Source organism: Pseudomonas sp. 30_B, assembly GCF_017491605.1.
Lineage (GTDB): Bacteria > Pseudomonadota > Gammaproteobacteria > Pseudomonadales > Pseudomonadaceae > Pseudomonas.
In genome coordinates, this window is record NZ_JAFGYY010000002.1 from 194,657 (window position 1) to 211,758 (window position 17,102).

At 63.1% G+C, this 17,102-nt stretch carries 20 protein-coding genes and 4 tRNA genes; 14 read left to right on the plus strand and 10 right to left on the minus strand.

Annotated elements, in window-relative coordinates:
* Nucleotides 1-48: 48 nt before the first annotated feature.
* The 6 genes from J5M67_RS03045 to J5M67_RS03070 all read right to left on the minus strand — a co-directional run bounded on the left by J5M67_RS03045 (nucleotide 49) and on the right by J5M67_RS03070 (nucleotide 2,630).
* Complete coding sequence (locus J5M67_RS03045; protein WP_207883164.1) at nucleotides 49-1,047, minus strand: glycosyl transferase family protein; 999 nt, start codon at nucleotides 1,045-1,047, stop codon at nucleotides 49-51.
* The gene (locus J5M67_RS03050; RefSeq protein WP_207883166.1) at nucleotides 1,044-1,379 is read right to left on the minus strand and encodes a TusE/DsrC/DsvC family sulfur relay protein; all 336 of its coding nucleotides are present in this window, start codon (nucleotides 1,377-1,379) and stop codon (nucleotides 1,044-1,046) included. Before J5M67_RS03050 ends, J5M67_RS03045 begins: the two co-directional genes overlap by 4 nt.
* A complete protein-coding gene (gene tusB / locus J5M67_RS03055; RefSeq protein ID WP_207883429.1) occupies nucleotides 1,376-1,681 on the minus strand; it encodes a sulfurtransferase complex subunit TusB in 306 nt (101 codons plus the stop codon). Before tusB ends, J5M67_RS03050 begins: the two co-directional genes overlap by 4 nt.
* On the minus strand, nucleotides 1,678-2,037 hold the full coding sequence (gene tusC / locus J5M67_RS03060) for a sulfurtransferase complex subunit TusC (protein ID WP_207883168.1): 360 nt from the start codon (nucleotides 2,035-2,037) through the stop codon (nucleotides 1,678-1,680). Before tusC ends, tusB begins: the two co-directional genes overlap by 4 nt.
* Nucleotides 2,037-2,429 carry a sulfurtransferase complex subunit TusD gene (tusD, locus tag J5M67_RS03065; RefSeq protein WP_207883171.1) on the minus strand — a complete coding sequence of 131 codons (393 nt, stop codon included), beginning with the start codon at nucleotides 2,427-2,429 and terminating at the stop codon, nucleotides 2,037-2,039. The genes tusC and tusD overlap by 1 nt, the downstream gene beginning before the upstream one ends.
* Before the next feature lie 113 nt (nucleotides 2,430-2,542).
* Nucleotides 2,543-2,630, minus strand: a tRNA-Ser gene (locus J5M67_RS03070).
* 135 nt (nucleotides 2,631-2,765) lie between these two features.
* On the opposite strand from J5M67_RS03070, the gene J5M67_RS03075 reads away from it, so the two are divergent.
* The 3 genes from J5M67_RS03075 (at nucleotide 2,766) to J5M67_RS03085 (ending at nucleotide 5,034) form a co-directional block, all read left to right on the plus strand.
* Nucleotides 2,766-3,431 (plus strand): Bax inhibitor-1/YccA family protein, encoded by a 666-nt coding sequence (locus J5M67_RS03075; protein WP_207883173.1) that lies wholly within the window; start codon nucleotides 2,766-2,768, stop codon nucleotides 3,429-3,431.
* Nucleotides 3,432-3,699: 268 nt separating this feature from the next.
* Nucleotides 3,700-4,227 carry a VOC family protein gene (locus J5M67_RS03080; protein WP_207883175.1) on the plus strand — a complete coding sequence of 176 codons (528 nt, stop codon included), beginning with the start codon at nucleotides 3,700-3,702 and terminating at the stop codon, nucleotides 4,225-4,227.
* Between the two features lie 9 nt (nucleotides 4,228-4,236).
* Nucleotides 4,237-5,034 (plus strand): SDR family oxidoreductase, encoded by a 798-nt coding sequence (locus J5M67_RS03085; RefSeq protein WP_207883177.1) that lies wholly within the window; start codon nucleotides 4,237-4,239, stop codon nucleotides 5,032-5,034.
* Between the two features lie 63 nt (nucleotides 5,035-5,097).
* Here the strand turns inward: J5M67_RS03085 and J5M67_RS03090 are convergent, their stop codons facing one another.
* Nucleotides 5,098-5,835 carry an SDR family NAD(P)-dependent oxidoreductase gene (locus J5M67_RS03090; RefSeq protein ID WP_207883179.1) on the minus strand — a complete coding sequence of 246 codons (738 nt, stop codon included), beginning with the start codon at nucleotides 5,833-5,835 and terminating at the stop codon, nucleotides 5,098-5,100.
* Between the two features lie 61 nt (nucleotides 5,836-5,896).
* The gene (locus J5M67_RS03095; RefSeq protein WP_207883181.1) at nucleotides 5,897-7,654 is read right to left on the minus strand and encodes an FAD-dependent oxidoreductase; all 1,758 of its coding nucleotides are present in this window, start codon (nucleotides 7,652-7,654) and stop codon (nucleotides 5,897-5,899) included.
* Between the two features lie 251 nt (nucleotides 7,655-7,905).
* On the opposite strand from J5M67_RS03095, the gene J5M67_RS03100 reads away from it, so the two are divergent.
* The 8 genes from J5M67_RS03100 to J5M67_RS03135 all read left to right on the plus strand — a co-directional run bounded on the left by J5M67_RS03100 (nucleotide 7,906) and on the right by J5M67_RS03135 (nucleotide 12,786).
* Entirely contained in the window at nucleotides 7,906-8,502 is a 597-nt protein-coding gene (locus tag J5M67_RS03100; protein WP_207883183.1) for a TetR/AcrR family transcriptional regulator, read from the plus strand.
* Nucleotides 8,503-8,653: 151 nt separating this feature from the next.
* Nucleotides 8,654-8,953, plus strand: coding sequence for a hypothetical protein (locus J5M67_RS03105; RefSeq protein ID WP_207883185.1), 300 nt, complete (start codon nucleotides 8,654-8,656; stop codon nucleotides 8,951-8,953).
* 266 nt (nucleotides 8,954-9,219) lie between these two features.
* Complete coding sequence (gene uvrY / locus J5M67_RS03110; protein ID WP_152222817.1) at nucleotides 9,220-9,864, plus strand: UvrY/SirA/GacA family response regulator transcription factor; 645 nt, start codon at nucleotides 9,220-9,222, stop codon at nucleotides 9,862-9,864.
* 2 nt (nucleotides 9,865-9,866) lie between these two features.
* Nucleotides 9,867-11,693, plus strand: coding sequence for an excinuclease ABC subunit UvrC (uvrC, locus tag J5M67_RS03115; protein ID WP_207883187.1), 1,827 nt, complete (start codon nucleotides 9,867-9,869; stop codon nucleotides 11,691-11,693).
* Nucleotides 11,694-11,726: 33 nt separating this feature from the next.
* Nucleotides 11,727-12,287 (plus strand): CDP-diacylglycerol--glycerol-3-phosphate 3-phosphatidyltransferase, encoded by a 561-nt coding sequence (gene pgsA, locus J5M67_RS03120; RefSeq protein WP_207883189.1) that lies wholly within the window; start codon nucleotides 11,727-11,729, stop codon nucleotides 12,285-12,287.
* 65 nt (nucleotides 12,288-12,352) lie between these two features.
* A tRNA-Gly gene (locus J5M67_RS03125) sits at nucleotides 12,353-12,428 on the plus strand.
* Between the two features lie 37 nt (nucleotides 12,429-12,465).
* Nucleotides 12,466-12,539: transfer RNA gene (locus J5M67_RS03130), tRNA-Cys, on the plus strand.
* A 160-nt stretch (nucleotides 12,540-12,699) separates the two neighbouring features.
* Nucleotides 12,700-12,786: transfer RNA gene (locus tag J5M67_RS03135), tRNA-Leu, on the plus strand.
* Between the two features lie 105 nt (nucleotides 12,787-12,891).
* Here J5M67_RS03135 and J5M67_RS03140 read toward each other — a convergent pair.
* Nucleotides 12,892-13,257, minus strand: a complete 366-nt coding sequence (locus tag J5M67_RS03140; RefSeq protein ID WP_207883191.1) for a DUF3509 domain-containing protein — start codon at nucleotides 13,255-13,257, stop codon at nucleotides 12,892-12,894.
* Nucleotides 13,258-13,749: 492 nt separating this feature from the next.
* Here J5M67_RS03140 and J5M67_RS03145 point away from each other — a divergent pair, with 492 nt between their 5' ends.
* Entirely contained in the window at nucleotides 13,750-14,112 is a 363-nt protein-coding gene (locus tag J5M67_RS03145; RefSeq protein ID WP_279381549.1) for a S24 family peptidase, read from the plus strand.
* Nucleotides 14,113-14,312: 200 nt separating this feature from the next.
* Entirely contained in the window at nucleotides 14,313-15,152 is an 840-nt protein-coding gene (gene galU, locus J5M67_RS03150) for a UTP--glucose-1-phosphate uridylyltransferase GalU (protein ID WP_207883194.1), read from the plus strand.
* 74 nt (nucleotides 15,153-15,226) lie between these two features.
* Here galU and J5M67_RS03155 read toward each other — a convergent pair whose 3' ends face one another.
* Nucleotides 15,227-15,658, minus strand: a complete 432-nt coding sequence (locus J5M67_RS03155; protein WP_207883196.1) for a VOC family protein — start codon at nucleotides 15,656-15,658, stop codon at nucleotides 15,227-15,229.
* 81 nt (nucleotides 15,659-15,739) lie between these two features.
* Between J5M67_RS03155 and gorA the strand changes: the two genes are divergently transcribed.
* Complete coding sequence (gene gorA, locus J5M67_RS03160; protein ID WP_207883198.1) at nucleotides 15,740-17,098, plus strand: glutathione-disulfide reductase; 1,359 nt, start codon at nucleotides 15,740-15,742, stop codon at nucleotides 17,096-17,098.
* Nucleotides 17,099-17,102 lie beyond the last annotated feature (4 nt).

Here is a 17,102-nt window from a genome sequence, read left to right on the forward strand (position 1 = left end):
CGGTTAAGACTCGATTGATTGGCGCAAAAACAGGATTCCAGATATCGATTAAATCGATCTGTTGCGCGCAGCCCAGCGTGTATCGGCTTCCGCGAAGGCATCGTCGCGTGACAACCCCTGCGCTCGCAGGGCCAGAGCCATGGTTGCGCGTACCGCCAGTTCACCGTAGCCATCTTCGACTTCGCCGCGCCAGAAGGCGGCCAGATGGGTGGGGTCGAGCGTTTCCGGCTTGACGTGACGCAGCGGCGACAGCGCCGGCCATTCTTCGTCCCAGGCTTCGCCATCTCGGCAGCCATAGAGGTGCGAGGTGGCGTCGGGGTTCATCTCGATCTCGCCGCCCTCGCCCTTGATGACGATGGCATAGTCGCCGAGCAGGCGGCTGCCTTCGCGGTGCACTTCCTGGTAGCCGGGGTGGAAGATGCTCTGCAGCACGCAGGTGGCGCCCAGCGGATTGAGCAAACGCACGGCGGAGTGCATGGGCGAGCGCAGGCCGAGGGTGTTGCGGAGGTCGATCATCCGCTGCAGGCGCGGCATCCAGTCCACCAGCGGGGCGAAGGCGATGCCGCTATCGTCCAGCGCGGTGCTCACCGAGCTCCAGTCGCGGCACAGCGGCAGGCCGAGCTGTTCCAGCAGTTGCTCGGTGTACATGCGTCCGGCGGTGTGCGCGCCGCCGCCGTGCAGCAGGATGCGCGTGCCGCTGCCGGCCAGGCACTTGGCGGCCAGCAGGTACCAGGGCAGGTGGCGTTTCTTGCCGGCGTAGCTGGGCCAGTCCAGGTCCACGGTGATCTTCGGCACCTGCAGGCGCGAACGCACGGCCTCGGTGAAACCGGCCAGCTCCTCGGCGCTTTCCTCCTTGTGTCGCAGCAGCATCAGGAAGGCGCCCAGTTGGGCATCTTCGACCTTGTCGTCGAGGATCAGGCCCAGCGCTTCGCGGGCTTCCTCGCGGGTCAGGCCGCGCGCGCCGCGCTTGCCCTTGCCGAGGATGCGCACGAACTGGGCGAACGGATGTTCTTCAGGTGTCTGCAGGACGAGCGGGGCGGCAGTCATAGGCAATTGGTCGGCTTCGGCAGACCGGCGAGCTTGGCGGCAAGCTTGGCCGGGGTGCCCTTGAACAGGAGGTTGAGGTGCAGGCTGCTGCCCTTTTCCGCTCCCAGTTTCTGGGCCACGTATTTGATCAGCGGGCGGTTGGCCGGGGAGAGCTGGAATTCGCCATAGAACTCACGCAGCAGCAGGAGGATTTCCCAGTGCTCGGGCGTCAGGTGGATGCCTTCGTTGTGCGCCAGGGCCTCGGCGGCGGCATCGCTCCAGTCGTCGAGCTGCACCAGGTAGCCGTCCTTGTCCAACGCCAGGGCGTGTCCGTTGACCAGTAGAGTGCTCATAGCCAGGCATTCACCTTGTCGAAGCGGGTGCAGAGTTCGACGAAACCGGGGTAATCGACCGCAATGACGCGGGCGGGCACGTCATCCATACCGCGCGCCTGCAGGTCTTCCAGCAGGGCGAAGAGTCCATTGGCGGCGGGCATCAGCTCCAGCGCCTGGCAGGGGGCGGTGCCGTCGCGCAGGGCGTAGACGGCGTCGCCGGTCAGCAGCAGGCCGTCGTCCGGGCCGAGCAAGTGCAGGCAGCTGGCGAGTCGGCCATCGTCGAAGGGGGAGTGCGAGAGCAGGTGGAGGGTAGCCATCAGATCGTGATCACCTGGTCGTGGGTTTGCAGCAGGTCGCGCAGTGCGGCGGCGTCCAGTGCCTGTACCGGCAGGGTCAGGCTCGCAGCGTCGAGGCCGCGCTCACCGAGGCTGCGCTGGCTGACGTAGAGCGCTTCCACACCGAACAGCGGCAGGGCTTGCAGGTTGGCCTGCAGGTCCTTCTGTTCGAGGGTGGCCGGGCGCTGGCCGGGCGCGAGCTGGAACACGCCGTCATCGAGGAACAGCATCGAGATCGGCAGATCGAAGGCGCCGCCGGCCAGGGCGATGTCCAGCGCTTCGCGGGCAGCGGGGCCGGCCCAGGGCGCCTGGCGGCTGATGATCAGCAGAGACTTGGCCATCAATCGCCTCCGAAGCAGACCAGGCGGTCCGCCAGTTGCGCCGCTTCATGCAGCTGGCCGAGGCCGGAAAGGTCCCAGGGCGCCTGCAGGTTGGCGGCAGGACGCGAATAGCGGTTGGCTTCCTCGCTATTCAACACGCCACGGCGCAGCGCGGCGGCGATGCAGACCACACCATCGAGTTGGTTGTTGGCGACGAAACGGGTCCAGCTGGCGGCTACGTCCAGTTCATCCTGGCCGGCTACGGCGTTGGCCGAGGCGCTGTACACGCCGTCCTGGTAGAAGAACAGCCGGGTGATTTCGTGCCCGCCGGCCAGCGCAGCCTCGGCAAAGCGCAATGCGCGTCGGGCTGCCGGTGAATGCGGCGGGGAGAAGAGGGCGATGACGAACTTCATGGAGCGGGCCTTCGCGACGAATTTTCGCAGGATGATACGGCACTATGTCGGTTTTTGCCGTGCCGCAGAAACGCAAAAGCCCCGCGAGGCGGGGCTTTTGACGTAGGGAATAATGGCGGAAGCGCAGAGATTCGAACTCTGGGGGCTGTTACACCCGGCGGTTTTCAAGACCGCTGCCTTAAACCACTCGGCCACACTTCCGCATGAGCGGGGCGCCATAGTACCGGATCGCAACACACTGTCAAACTCTGGTTATTCGGGGCTCTTTTGCCTCTGTTATGATGAATGGCACTACGGTCACGGACCCGTATCCCGCTTAAACAGGAGTGTCTCGACATGCAAGAACGGCAATATCTCGACTCCACAGCCGTGGAGCAGAAAGAGGTCAGCGGCGTCCTGCGCAATACCTACGGCCTGCTCGCGCTGACGCTGGCCTTCAGTGGCCTGGTGGCTTTCGCCTCGCAGCAGATGCGTTTGCCCTACCCGAGCGTCTTCGTGGTGCTGCTGGGCTTCTACGGTCTGTTCTTCCTTACCGTGAAGCTGCGCAACAGCGCCTGGGGCCTGCTCAGCACCTTCGCCCTGACCGGCTTCATGGGCTACACCCTTGGCCCGATCCTCAACCTGTACCTGGGCATGGCCAATGGCGCGAGTGTGATCTCGTCAGCCTTCTTCATGACTGCCCTGGTGTTCTTCGGCCTGTCCGCCTATGTGCTGACCACCCGCAAGGACATGAGCTTCCTGTCCGGCTTCATCACCGCAGGCTTCTTCGTGCTGCTGGGCGCCGTGCTGGTCTCGTTGTTCTTCCAGATCAGCGGCCTGCAATTGGCCATCAGCGCCGGCTTCGTGCTGTTCTCCTCGGCGATGATCCTGTTCCAGACCAGCGCGATCATCCACGGTGGCGAACGCAACTACATCATGGCCACCATCAGCCTGTACGTGTCGATCTACAACATGTTCCTCAGCCTGCTGCAGATCTTCGGCATCATGGGCAGCGACGACTGATCGTCCCGCAGTCCTGCAAAAAAGCCCGTCTCGACGGGCTTTTTTCATTTCCGGGGGCACTGGCTTGCACGACCGCGCATCCGGCCTTCATCACGTCCGCTCCTGAGCCCCTGCAATAGGATTGGCACAAAATTAATTATTTGTGCCAATATCGGAGTCTCAAACTATTCGGTTTGTGTCATAGCGGTCGTCGCCGGGCATGGCTTGAGCGTCAGGACAATGCACGGCTTGCGATCCTTCCCACTGAGATCATTCGCAAGGAATTCTCATGAGCACTGTTTGGCTCGGTCCCATGGACCAGATCGGCTATCTCGTTGATGACCTGGAACAGAGCATCGGACGCTGGCAACGGCAAATCGGTGTGGGGCCATGGACGGTCTTTCGTAACGTGACCCTGGAAGGGACATACCGTGGCGAGCCCGTGACCGTCACCATGGATGTCGGGCTCGGTTATCAGGGCGGGATGCAGATCGAGCTGATCCAGGCGACCAATTCCTCGAAGTCGCCGTACCGGGACGAGCAGGGGCGTGCGCTCCGGGGGATGCACCATGTCGCCTGGGTGGTCGATGACATCGACCAGGCGATGGAGCGCCTGACGTCCACGGGGCTGCGGGTGGTTTTCGAAGCGAGCAATCCCTCGACCCGCGTTGCCTACTTCGAAAATGAAGAAGAGCCCGGTGTGCTCTATGAGGTCATCCACGGCCTGGGCATGCGCGAGATGATTCAGCAGGGCATCGAGGCCGCCAGGACCTGGGACGGCTCTCCTTCCATTCATGTCATTGACGTCTCTGCGTGAGAACTCTGCATGTCGAATCGATTGAAAGATAAAGCGGCACTGGTGCTCGGCGTTGCGCCTGGGAACATCGGCGAAGCCATCGCCCGACGTTATGTGAAGCAGGGCGCGCGCGTACTGGTGGCCGGGCGCCGCCCCGATGCGCTGGCGGCTGTTGCCGACACGCTGGGCGTGCCTTGGCTGGCTTGCGACATCACCTCGCAGGCCGATATCGAGGCTCTCGTTGCTCGCGGCGTGGAGCGCCTCGGCGGGCTCGATATCGGGGTCAATGCGACGGGCTGGGGGCTCCTGAAACCCTTCCTGGAGCACAGCCAGGAGGACCTGGATACGATGAATGCAGTCCAGTTCACCGGGCCGTTCCAGTTCTTCCAGGCGCTGCTGCGGCACATGCCGAACGGGGGCTCGATCATCCAGGTTTCCTCGGTGACCGCCAGCATCATGTTCGACAACCATGCCGCCTACATGGGCACCAAGGCTGGCATCGACCATGTCATCCGCTGCATTGCCCATGAGTTCGGCCACCAGGGCATCCGCGCCAATTCCATCGCGCCGGGTGGCGTGGCGGATGCGCCGATGTCGGGTGGCGGGCTGATGCACCCGGGCATCGCCGCGCTTTACCACCGGGAGATTCCGCTGGGACGCAGCGGTGTTGCGGCAGAAGTCGCCGATGCCGCCCTGTGGCTGGCGAGCGACGAGTCCAGCTTCGTCACCGGCCAGGTCATCCATGTCAGCGGTGGTCAGACGCTGCGGCGCAATCCGTCGCTGGCCGAGGTCTATGCCGCCGCAACGGGCGCCACCCCGGCCAACTGAGGCAGAAAAACGAAGCCCGCGGCCGACGATGTCGGGCGCGGGCTTTTTCCTGGGATATCCAGGTCAGCCGGCGGTGTATCCGCCGTCCACGGGCAGTACCGCACCGTTGACGTAGCTCGACTTCGGCGAGGCCAGCCAGAGGACCGCTTCGGCGATCTCCGAGGGTTCGGCCAGGCGGCCCAGCGGGCAGGTCGCGGCGATGTGTTCGCGCAGCACGGGATTGTCCGTCATGACCTTTTCCAGCAGCGGGGTGCGGGTGCCGCCGGGGCAGACGATATTGGTGCGGATCCTGTCCTTGCCGAACTCCAGCGCCGCGCTGCGCGTGAGGCCGACGACGCCGTGCTTGCTCGCCGCGTAGGCGGCGCGGGTGGCAGTGCCGACAATCGCGGCGACCGAGCCGATGTTGACGATGGAGCCGCCGCCCTGGCGACGCATCAGGGAGATCTCCCGCCGCATGCAGTGGTAGACGCCCTTCAGGTTCACATCCACGGTCAGATCCAGCGGCTCGGCACGCCATTCAGGCGCGGGCTCCGTCTCGATATCGATGCCGGCGTTGTTCACGGCGAAATCCAGGCGACCGAAGGTCGAGTCGATACGTTCGAAGGCGGCCCCGATGGCGTCCGCATCGGTCACATCCACCGCCAGGGTCAGCGCCGCTCCCGGCACCGGTTCGCCCGTCCCACGATCCAGCACCACCACGGTGGCGCCCGCTTCGACCAGGGCGTCGACACAGGCGCGGCCAATGCCCTGGCGGCCACCCGTTACAACGCCGACTTTTCCTGCAAGGTCTGAACTGCTCATCGATATCCTCATTGGGTTGCAATGGCCTGGGGCCAATAACTTGTGTGTGGGTGCCGGCGCGTTATGCCGGATGGCCGGCGGCGCTCTGGGCGGAACCTGCCGCCTGCACCGGCTCCTCCGTTGCAATGTGGTTGGCGGCGATATAGGCGAAGGTCATTGCCGGACCGATGGTCGAGCCGGGGCCGGGGTAGGTCTTGCCCATCAGCGCGGCCGAGGTGTTGCCCACCGCGTAGCAGCCGGCCAGCACCGAACCGTCGGCGCGCAGTACCTGGGCGAAGGCGTCGGTACGCAGTCCACCCTTGGTGCCGAGCTCGCCCGGATCGATGCGCAGGGCGTAGAAGGGCGCCCGCTCGATTGGTCCGAGGCAGGGGTTCGGCTTGCAGTTTGAGTCGCCGTAATAGCGGTCGAACAGGTTGCCGCCCTTGCCGAACTGGGGATCGATGCCGTCGGCGGCGAACTGGTTCATCTGCTGGACGGTGGTGGCCAGCTCTGCGGCGTTCACGCCGATCTTTTCCGCCAGTGCGGAGAGCGTCTCGGCGCGGTAGATCACCTTGTCCAGCCAACCCTCCGGGATCTTCGAGTCCGGCTGCACGCTGCCCGGCAACAGGACGCCGCACGGGTAGCGCTTGCGGTACTCGGCGTCGAACACCAGCCAGGCCGGTGCGTTGGCCTGGGTGCGTTGGTGGTCCGCGTACATGGCGTAGATGATGTCGGTGTAGGGCGCGGCCTCATTGACGAAGCGCTGTCCCAGTTGGTTGACCATGACACAGCGCGGGAAGGCGCGCTCGACGAAGAGCGCGCGCTGGCTCGACTCGCCGGGCACTCTCACGGTCGGGGCGCCCCAGGTGTGCTCCATCAGCGCGACCGATCCCCCAGCCTGCATGCCGGCATGAATACCGTCGCCAGTGTTGATCGGCGGCGCGGCGGTCCATTCCGCGCGGGTGGGCTTGGGCAGGTAGAGCTCGCGCATGGACTGGTTCGACTCGAAGCCGCCACAGGCAAGCACGACGCCACGACGTGCGTGCAGGGAGAGGGTGCGGCCCAGTCGAAGCACGTCGATGCCCACCACTCGGTCGTCTTCCTGGCGCAACGACTGCAGGGAGGTCTCCAGCCATAGCGGGATGCCGCGCTTGAGCAGGGCGGCACGCAGGCTTGCAACCAGTGCGTTGCCGAGGGTCAGGCGGCGGTCGCGGCGCGTGTGTCGACGCCAGCGGAGGTCGCTGACATAGCGCAGCGCCAGGCGGGCCGTGAGCAGCAGCCAGCCGGGTTCCTTGGCGAGGATGGTGTGCGCCTCCACCTGGGTCATGGCGATACGCCCGCCGATGAGCGTGGCCGGGGAGGCCGGGCGCAGCTGCTCGAAGGATTTGCCCAGGCGCGCGGCATCGAAGGGGGCGGGTTCCATGGTGCGGTAACCCGGCTTGCCGCCCTTGTCCGGGTAATAGTCGGGGTAGCGGGGTACGGCCCGGAAATGCGTCTGCGCCTCTCGGGCCAGGTACTCGATCATCTCGGGACCATTGGCCAGGTAGGCGTCAATGCGCGCCTGATCGAATTCCTCGCCGACCACGTCGCGCAGGTAGGTGATCGCTTCTTCATAAGAGTCACTGCCGCCAAGCACGGCGATCTGGCTGTTGCAGGGGATCCATACGCCGCCGCCGGAGACCGCACTCGTGCCGCCGTAGACGTCGCTCTTCTCGATCACCAGCACCGACAGTCCGTTGTCATGGGCGCGCACTGCGGCCGTCAGTGCGCCTGCGCCGGAGCCGACGACGACCACGTCGTATTCATGGTCCCACTTCGCATCGCGTTGCTTGCTGGTCATGGCTGCATCTCTCCTTGGAAAGGGGGCCGGCGTTTTGTGCTGCATCGGGGGCGCCCGAGTGCGTCATCTGCAGGGCTTGTCAGCAGGGCACGGCGGTGGGGTGGCGTGGTCTTGTCGAGCAATGTCACACAAAGTACAAGTTGTGACATCTTCGGCGCAAATTATTTTTTTGTGCCATTACATGAGAGAATCGGCGCGGATATATCCGGGCCGGACCAACCAGGCGGGCCCCTGAGCGGACGAAGGTGCACATGAGTCGACAGCTACGCTGGGGTGACGCCAGCCGGATGGGAAATGCCAGTGACGGCCGCTCGCTGATTCTGCGGGCGGCGTTGGAGGTGATGATCGAGGAGGGCGCCGAGAGCTTTTCGATCGATGATGTGGCCCAGCAGGCGAACATTTCGCGACGGACCCTGTATCGCTATTTCAGCAACAAGAAGGAGCTGATCCAGGCGGTCATCAGTGCGGAGAACGCTGCGTTCTTCGAGGAGATGCAGCACAGCGTGCAGGCCTTCGAGGATGACTTCGAGCGTTATCTCGAAGAGTGCGTGTGCTTCGCCGTGCGCTACCTGGATCGACACAATGGCGGCTTCCATCACAGCTATCTGGCGAAGAGTTCGACCTCGGACGTCTTCAGCTACATCCTCGAGAACATCGCCCCGATGTGGCGCGGCGTGCTGGAAGAGCCGTATCGGCGCTTTGCCGAACGCCATGGCTCGGCAGTCATGGCGCTGGACGATGTCATTGCGTTGATCAGCCGCGTCTGTCTCGCGTACTGCCTGGTGCCTGCCGATGAGGCGGCGATGCGCGCCCAGATGGCCATTCTCCAGCCGGTCCGCAGGCGCTAATGGACGTGAATTGAAGGGTATCAGGCTGTTCCGGTCGTACGGATGACATCGTAGTCGCAGGCATCGTCGGACGATGCAGTCGCTGCTCGCCGGTCAGGTAACCGGCCGCCATACTCCACGGGACTCACTACATGGACGAGGAGGACGCCCCGTGTTTTTCCGGGCACTGATATTCGCGGCAACATGGATCTGTTTCTGGTACGCCAGTAGCTGGATCGTCACGCACTACATCGCGTCGGCCTCCGGAGCCTACTGGACGCTGGGGCTGATCGCGTTCCCCATCGTCTTTCCGCTCTACCTCACGACGGACTTCTGGATTCAGGATTCCTATGGTGCCTCCTGGCCCCGGCTTTCGCTGGCCTTGATCTGCCTTGCCGGCATGCTGCTCTATTATCCTGCATTGCTGGCGCTGCTCTGGCTGATTCGAATGCTGAGGCGGGTTGCCCTCTAGGGCGGGCGAAACCTGGCCCTGCCGTCCTGGTAGGTGCCCTGCTGGGACGTATCCGTCCTTTAGCTTCCCTTCGTTAAAAGCCCGTCCTAGACGTTCTGGTGAAGGTCTGTCAGCATTTGTCGCCACGCTGGGCGGTTCTCTGGCGTTTGCATTTTGACGAGCCTGCACCAAGCTAGGTCGAGACGGTGCTTTCTGTTAAGGTTTGCGGATTCCGCGAAGCTCTCGCTGGGTCTTCACAATTACATTTCTGTGCAAAGGGGTGCTGCGTGATCAAGGTGCTGGTGGTCGATGACCACGATCTGGTGCGCACCGGAATTACCCGCATGCTGGCCGATATCGACGGCCTGCAGGTCGTTGGTCAGGCCGACTCCGGCGAGCGCGGGCTGCAACTGGCCAGGGAGCTCAAGCCCGACGTCGTGCTGATGGATGTGAAGATGCCCGGCATCGGCGGACTGGAGGCAACCCGCAAGCTGCTGCGCAGCCAGCCCGACGTGCGCGTGGTGGTGGTGACCGTGTGTGAGGAAGATCCCTTCCCGACGCGGTTGATGCAGGCCGGCGCTGCCGGCTACCTCACCAAGGGCGCGGCGCTCGAGGAAATGGTCCAGGCAATTCGCCAGGTATTTGCCGGTCAGCGTTACATCAGCCCGCAGATCGCCCAGAGCCTGGCGCTGAAGTCCTTCGAGCCCGAGAAGAACGCGTCGCCGTTCGATACTCTCTCCGAGCGGGAGATCCAGATCGCTCTGATGATTGCCAACTGCCACAAGGTGCAGAGCATCTCGGACAAGCTCTGCCTGTCGCCGAAAACCGTCAACACCTACCGTTACCGCATCTTCGAGAAGCTCTCGATCACCAGCGACGTGGAACTGGCGCTGCTGGCCGTCCGGCACGGCATGGTCGATACCAGCAACTGACGATGACCGCAGTATTCGATTCGGCGGCGTTCCTGGCCACCTGCAGCGGGCGGCCGGGCGTTTATCGCATGTTCGATGCGGACGCCAAGCTACTCTATGTCGGCAAGGCGAAAGACCTCAAGAAGCGGCTTTCCAGCTACTTCCGCAAGTCCGGTCTTGCGCCGAAGACCGCTGCGCTGGTGGCGCGGATCGCCCAGGTCGAGACCACCATCACCGCCAACGAAACCGAGGCGCTGCTGCTGGAGCAGACGCTGATCAAGGAATGGCGGCCGCCCTACAACATCCTGCTGCGGGACGATAAGTCCTATCCCTATGTGTTCCTCTCCAGCGAGGACAAGTTTCCCCGGCTGACCATCCATCGCGGCGCGAAGAAGCAGAAGGGGCGCTATTTCGGCCCGTACCCCAGCGCCGGGGCCATCCGCGAAAGCCTGGCGCTGCTGCAGAAGGCTTTCTTCGTGCGCCAGTGCGAGGACAGCTATTTCCGCAATCGCACGCGTCCCTGCCTGCAATACCAGATCAAGCGCTGCAAGGGGCCCTGCGTCGGGCTGGTCAGCGAAGAGGAGTACGCCGAAGACGTACGCCATTCGATCATGTTCCTCGAAGGGCGCAGCAATGTGTTGGCGGACGAGCTTTCCACCAGCATGGAGCAAGCGGCCATGCGTCTGGACTTCGAGAAGGCGGCCGAATTGCGCGATCAGGTGGCTATCCTGCGCCGGGTGCAGGACCAGCAGAGCATGGAAGGCGGCAGTGGCAACGTCGACGTGGTCGCCGCCATCGTTACGCCGGGCGGTGCCTGCGTTCATCTGATCAGCGTGCGCGGCGGCCGGGTGCTGGGCAGCAAGAACTTCTTCCCGCAGGTGGCGATCGAGGAAGAGGTGGGTGACGTGTTGCTGGCCTTCCTCGGGCAGTACTACCTCAGCCATCACGAACGCGACCTGCCCAGCGAACTCATCGTCAACGCCGTGCACGAGGATTTCCCGGTGCTGGTGTCGGCGATCGAAGCGTCGCGCGGCAAATCGCTGGAAATCGCCCACCGCGTGCGCAGTACCCGTGCGCGCTGGCAGCAACTGGCCGTGACCAACGCCGAGCAGGCCCTGGCCGCGCGCCTTGCCAATCGCCAGCACATGGCTGCGCGCTTCGAGGCGCTGGGCGATGCGCTGGACCTCGCCGAGCCGCCGCAACGCCTTGAATGCTTCGATATCAGCCATTCCAGTGGCGAGGCGACAGTCGCTTCTTGCGTAGTGTTCGGGCCGGAAGGGGCGCTGAAGTCGGATTACCGCCGCTTCAATATCGAAGGCATCACCGCGGGCGATGACTATGCCGCGATGCATCAGGCATTGACCCGGCGCTTCAGCCGGCTGAAGGAGGGCGAGGGTAAGATGCCGGACATCCTCCTGGTCGACGGCGGCAAGGGCCAACTCGCAATGGCGCAGGAGGTGCTTCAGGAACTGGCGGTGGTGGGCCTGACGCTGCTCGGCGTGGCCAAGGGCGTAACCCGCAAGCCGGGGCTGGAAACGCTTTACATGAACGACGCCGAACATGAATTCACGCTGCCGGCGGACTCTCCGGCGCTGCACCTCATCCAGCAGATCCGGGACGAGGCGCATCGTTTCGCGATTACCGGCCACCGTGCCCGCCGCGGAAAAGCCCGGCGTACCTCCACGCTCGAGGATGTGCCAGGCGTAGGGCCCAAGCGTCGCCGCGACCTGCTCAAGCATTTCGGTGGGTTGCAGGAATTGTCGCGCGCCAGTATCGAGGAGATTGCCAAGTCCCCCGGTATCAGTAAAAAGCTCGCCGAGCAGATTTATGCGGTCCTTCACAGCGAGTAGAATGCCGGCTCAACTCGCAGACTTCCTGACCCGATGAATATCCCGAACCTGCTCACTCTGCTCCGTGTTCTGCTCATCCCGATCTTCATCCTGCTGTTCTATTCCTCCTTCCCGGCCAGCCATCTGGTAGCCAGCGCCGTGTTCGCCCTGGCTGCTGCCACCGACTGGCTGGATGGCTACCTGGCGCGTCGCCTGGGGCAGAGCACGCCGTTCGGTGCATTCCTCGATCCGGTGGCGGACAAGCTGATGGTGGCGACCGCACTGGTGCTGCTGGTCGAAGCGCATGCGAACCTGTGGCTGACCCTGCCGGCGGTGATCATCATTGGTCGGGAAATCGTGGTATCGGCCTTGCGCGAGTGGATGGCCGAGCTGGGGGCGAGGGCGCATGTAGCCGTTTCCAATCTCGGCAAATGGAAGACCGCGGCCCAGATGCTGGCCTTGATCATCCTGTTGGCCAATTCGCCTACGATGGGTTTCTGGGTAGTGGTGGGGTATGTACTGCTGATCGTTGCCGCCGTACTGACCCTGTGGTCGATGCTGCACTATCTGCTCGCCGCCTGGCCCCATCTCAATACCACCCCGAAAGAGAAATAAGTTTTTTTGAATCAAAGAGTTGACAGGGCTTTTCGAATCGATAGAATGGCGCCCGTCAACACGACGCGGGAATAGCTCAGTTGGTAGAGCACGACCTTGCCAAGGTCGGGGTCGCGAGTTCGAGTCTCGTTTCCCGCTCCAAATTTTGACGGTTTGCGATGTAAGCCGTTTGTTTCATGGCTGAGTAGCAGAGTGGTTATGCACCGGATTGCAAATCCGTGAACGCCGGTTCGATTCCGACCTCAGCCTCCAATAGAAAAGCCCTGTAAATCCAAGATTTACAGGGCTTTTTCTTTAGCAGACAATTGCGCCTGCAATTAGATTCCGCAAGTTACAGATTCAGAAGGGGGCCGGCAGGCAGTCCGGTCCGCTTCCGGCTCGCCAGAGCCTCTCACCGCTGAACAGCGCTACCGCCCGGATGGCGAAATCGGTAGACGCAAGAGACTTAAAATCTCTCGTCCGTAAGGGCGTGCCGGTTCGACCCCGGCTCCGGGCACCATCTTCCCTTTCTTCTTCCTCGAATTACGCGTTCGCCGTTGTGGCCCGCAGCCTGATGGGCGCGGTCCACCCGCAACGGCGCAGGCAACGCAGCTTTGTCGTGGAGTCATGCATCCAGGTGCGCCAAGGCCCGCAGTTTCTCCCCGGCGTTGACGATGCGGCGCTTGCGTAGCGGCTCGGACGACTCATGGAAGTTCTGAAGTAGAACCGGCTCCCTGAAGTGATCCACGTCTGCCGGCTGCAAAGGGCCTTCTTCGGTTGCCAGATCTCTGCGGATACGGCCTACCAGACCGTCCAGCAAATGTGCGTCATGCTGTTCGTCCAGCTGGACCACGCGGCAGGCGACCGTTCCGCGTTCGGAATCCCGGAGCCTCATGACCAGGTTGCCATCCGGCCGCGAGGTGAAGTCCACCTCAAACTCCGGAAACTGGCGGCAGAGATAGTGGGTGGCAGGAAGTCGTTCGATCTTCATGGCAGGGGTCCTCTGCAGTGGGTGGCTTGAAGGAGCCGTTGCAGGGGGCGTACCAGCCGTGGGCGCTGGAGAAGATGCTTTCAGATCATGGACTTGCAAGGCTTCAGTGAAAAATGCGTCGTGCAGCTTGCAGGACGCAGCCCCAATCGCAAGGCAATATGCACGATGATTCGGATCAGTGAGGAATCGGATTCCGCGGCGTTGCGCTGGCGGGTTTTACCTTCGGCTTCTGCAGGCGGGCCCGCCGCATGGGGACTCGCAGGAGCGCCCAGAGGGTCACCACTGCCAGCAGCAGCCAACCCAGAATCATGAGAGTCACGAACGTGCCCGGATTCATATCGAAAGTCCTCGCCCCTCGGTAAGGGTAGACCACCACTCTTCACGCTGCGCCTCCTCAATGGAGTGGTCATGGCGTTGGAGGTTCCGGTAAATGGCTTGAAAGCCGGCCGCCTACCTGTTATCTGTATATGCATACAGTATATGAGGTGAGCCATGCATCAGTCATCGGAATCCGTCCATAAAGCCGCATCCGTGCACCCGCAGTGGATGTCATCTCACGCATACCCCGCTCATACCTACATAGTGCGTGCACATGGCGATGGCATGACGGGAGCAGGAATTCACCATGATGACCTGTTGCTGGTCGACCGCTCCGAACTGGCGGCGGAAGGTGAAATTGTCGTCGCGGAGCTGAACGGAGAGGCCTTGATTCGCCGGCTGGCGATCATCGAGGGCGCTTTCGTCCTGCTGCCGGCGAGTGATCGCTTTCCGTCCATCAGGGTGGGGGACGGGGATGAATTGACGATCTGGGGCGTGGTGCGGGAGCGACTGCCGGGGTGTGACGCGGCTGTCTGAAGGGTGCCGATGCTGACTTTTTGCCATTATTGGCGAACTCGCCGCCGAGGTTATGGTCAGATTCGCTGCCACCGGTCTCAGAGGCGATACCGCAAATGCTCGCAGGAGCACGGATCACCGCGTGCCGGGGCATTGTAAGGTGGCTGCAGCCTGATTAGACTGCGCGCAACTCGCACCCCTGTCCCCCTCGAAGGACTCCCATGATCAAGAAATGTCTGTTCCCGGCCGCTGGCTACGGCACCCGCTTCCTCCCGGCCACCAAGGCCATGCCCAAGGAAATGCTGCCGGTGGTGAACAAGCCGCTGATCCAGTACGCGGTGGAAGAGGCCCTGGAAGCCGGTCTCGGCGAAATCGGCATCGTGACCGGCCGTGGCAAGCGCTCCATCGAAGACCACTTCGACATCAGCTATGAGCTGGAACACCAGATTCGCAACACCGACAAGGAAAAATACCTGGTCGGCATCCGTCGCCTGATCGACGAGTGCACTTTCTCCTACACCCGCCAGATCGAAATGAAGGGCCTGGGCCACGCTATCCTGACCGGCCGTCCGCTGATCGGCGACGAGCCGTTCGCTGTGGTTCTGGCGGACGACCTGTGCCTGAACCTGGAAGGTGATAGCGTCCTTAAGCAGATGGTCAAGCTGTACAACCAGTTCCGCTGCTCCATCGTGGCGATCCAGGAAGTACCGCCGGAAGAGACCAACAAGTACGGCGTGATCGCCGGCGAGATGATCCGCGACGACATCTACCGCGTGAACACCATGGTCGAGAAGCCCAAGCCCGAAGAAGCGCCGTCGAACCTGGCGATCATCGGCCGCTACATCCTGACTCCGGACATCTTCGACCTGATCGAACAGACCGAGCCGGGCAAGGGTGGTGAAATCCAGATCACCGACGCCCTGATGAAACAGGCCCAGGACGGCTGCGTGCTGGCGTACAAGTTCAAGGGCAAGCGTTTCGACTGCGGTAGCGCCGAGGGTTACATCGAGGCGACCAACTTCTGCTACGAAAACCTCTACAAGACCGGCAAGGCCTGGTAAGTCCAGGGTTCTTCCCGGTTCATCGAAAAAGCCATCTTCGGGTGGCTTTTTCGTTTCCCGGCTTCCGAGTGGCATCACATCGAGGGCGGGATCGGCATGGCTTCCGAACCGGGTCCCAGTGGTTGGCCATAGCTGAACTCGACGTAGTTGCCGGCCGGGTCGCGCAGGCCGCAGTAATAGCCCACCGGGTAGGGTTCCTCTCGTGGTGCCCAGATCAGGCAGCCCGCGTCCTGCGCCTCCCTGGCGATCCGATCCACTTCCGCGTGGCTGTCGACGGCAAAGCCGAAGTGGCTGTAATCGTCGCTGGCCAGGTGGCGCGCCTCGCCGCCGGGCATGATGACGAAGATGAAGCTGTGCTCCTTGCCCGGCTCGGCCATCCAGACGATCCGCGAGCCCTTGCCCTCGCGCTGGTGGATGATGCGCATGCTGCAGAAGCGCTCGTAGAAGGCGATGCAGGCGTCCAGGTCGGGAACGTGCAGGGCGAGGTGGGTCAGGCTCGGTCGCATGGGGTACCTCCTTCGGTTCCTGGCAGGATAGGTCAGGGCGTATAAGGTATGCTGCCTGGCATATCCACGCGGAGAAGCATGATGTCTTTCGATTTTGACCTGTTCGTCATCGGTGCCGGTTCCGGCGGTGTGCGCGCTGCGCGCTTCGCGGCGGGCTTCGGTGCGAGGGTTGGCGTCGCGGAGAGCCGCTACCTGGGCGGCACCTGCGTCAACGTCGGCTGCGTGCCGAAGAAGCTGCTGGTCTATGGCGCTCACTACCATGAAGACTTCGAGCAGGCCGCAGGCTTCGGCTGGACAGCCGAGGGCGCGAAATTCGACTGGCCGACCCTGATCGCCAACAAGAACCGCGAAATTCATCGCCTCAATGGCATCTACCGCAATCTCCTGGTCAACAGCGGCGTAACGCTGCTGGAAGGCCATGCGCAGCTGCGTGACGCGCATACCGTCGAGGTCGACGGACAGCGCTTCAAGGCCAAACATATCCTCATCGCCACCGGTGGTTGGCCGCAGTTGCCGGATATCCCTGGCAAGGAGCACGCCATCACCTCGAACGAGGCGTTCTTCCTCGAGCAGTTGCCGCGCCGCGTGCTGGTGGTGGGCGGCGGTTACATCTCCGTGGAGTTCGCCTCGATCTTCCACGGGCTCGGCGCCCAGACGACCTTGCTCTACCGACGCGACCTGTTCCTGCGCGGATTCGACCGCAGCGTGCGCGAGCACCTGCGTGACGAGCTGACCAAAAAGGGCCTCAACCTGCAGTTCAACGCCGATATCGCCCGGATCGACAAGCAGGCCGACGGCACGCTGCTGGCCACGCTCAAGGACGGTCGCGTGCTGGAGGCCGATTGCGTGTTCTATGCCACTGGGCGCCGGCCGATGCTGGATAACCTCGGGCTGGAGAACGTCTCGGTCGAGCTGGATGAGCGCGGCTTCATCAAGGTGGACGAGGCCTATCGCACCAGCGAGCCCTCAATCCACGCGATTGGCGATGTGATCGGCAAGGTGCAGCTGACCCCGGTCGCGCTGGCCGAGGGCATGGCGGTCGCGCGGCATCTGTTCCGCCCGGAGGAGTACCGCCCGGTGGACTACAAGCTGATCCCGACCGCCGTATTCAGCCTGCCCACCATCGGCACCGTCGGGCTGACCGAGGACGAGGCGCGCGCTGCCGGCCACAAGGTGAAGCTGTTCGAGAGCCGCTTCCGTCCGATGAAGCTGACCCTGACCGAATGCCAGGAACGGACCCTGATGAAGCTGATCGTCGATGCCGACAGCGACAAGGTGCTCGGCTGCCATATGGTCGGCCCTGAGGCCGGGGAAATCCTTCAGGGCATTGCCATCGCACTGAAGGCCGGAGCGACCAAGCGGATCTTCGACGAAACCATCGGCATCCACCCGACGGCGGCCGAAGAGTTCGTCACCCTGCGTACGCCGGTCGGTGCCTGATCCC